The organism is Pleionea mediterranea, assembly GCF_003148745.1.
Taxonomy (GTDB): Bacteria; Pseudomonadota; Gammaproteobacteria; order Enterobacterales; family Kangiellaceae; genus Pleionea; species Pleionea mediterranea.
Window position 1 is genome coordinate 1 of sequence record NZ_QGGU01000030.1, and the last position, 1328, is coordinate 1328.

General features: G+C 40.4%; 1 protein-coding gene. It reads right to left on the reverse strand.

What is annotated here, in order from left to right; translation table 11 throughout:
- Positions 1–293: 293 nt before the first annotated feature.
- Positions 294–1328 (reverse strand): IS110 family RNA-guided transposase (locus C8D97_RS17960; protein WP_210204998.1); only part of this gene is annotated, 1035 nt, incomplete at its 5' end.

Genomic DNA, 1328 nt, shown 5'->3' on the forward strand with positions numbered 1-1328 from the left:
CGGGACATATATGAACACCTCCCAGATTGCAAGGGTAAACAATGATGAGGTATTGGTTGCTGACATATATCCGGCTTTTCATTTGACTGACTTGTGTTGAGTTTGTCAGCCTAGCCCTGATGAGATCCGCACCTTGCTCTCTTAACACCCATATGGCTTCATTGAGCCTTGTCCCGTAGCAGAGTTAAGCAAGGTCGGACAACCTGTTATTTCATCATTAAAATTGCATTATCCGGAATTGATAGTTGTTTATCCTATTATTTAAAAACGAATTTTAGTTGTTAAATAATATTTTAGCGATATTGAAATTCAGTCTTTTTGACTAACATAGCCCAAACGATTCGTGCTAATTTATTGGCAAGAGCAACCCATGCTTTAGGCTTGCTACTCCGTGCAGCAATCTTCTCAGACCACTGAAACAAATAATGATCCCGCTGCTTACAGCGAGTGAAAGCAGCCCTTGCCCCATGAATAAATAGTGTGCGTAGCGTCCGGTTTCCACGTTTACTTACTTTTCCGAGGTAAGACTTATCGCCACTGGCATACTGTCTTGGCGTTAATCCTATCCATGCGGAAAACTCTCGTCCATTCTTAAACTGTTGGCCATTACCGACTGAAGCGATGATGAACGAACTCAATATTTTTCCTATTCCTGGTACAGTCATTAATCGCTGGTAAGTATCATGACTTTTTGATAACTGTTCAATGATGACTTCGTCATGCTTTATTGTTTCAGTTATTGTTCGGAGTTCTTGACTCAAATCGCTGAGTAATGACCTTGCTGAAGGCGATAGTTCGTTATTAGCATCCTCAAGAACTAAGGGGATTTGCTTGATTACTGTTTTGGAGCCTAGAGCTATGGTGACACCATATTCACTAAGTATTCCCCTAATTTGATTAATCAAAGCGGTTCGGTTTCGAATGTGACGTTCACGAACTCGGTGTCGAGTCTGAAGGTCTTGTTGCTCTATCGTTTTAATGGGTACAAATCGCATGTTTGGTCGAACAGCCGCTTCTGCAATGGCAAGTGCATCATTGCCATCATTTTTATTTCCTCGGACAAAGGCTTTAACAAACTGTGCCGGAATAGCACTAACCTCAAATTGAAAAGACTGGAATTTACGCCCCCAATAATTAGCGGTATAACATGCTTCCATGACGATACGTTTCGGTTTCAGGGACAACACTGTCTCTAATAATTGAGACCGCTTAACTTTCTTATTAACAATGGGTTTACCTGCCTGATTAATACCACAAACTTGGAATACGTTCTTTGCTAAATCAATAGAAACTAGTTTAATATTATTCATGATGAATACCTCTCTGAT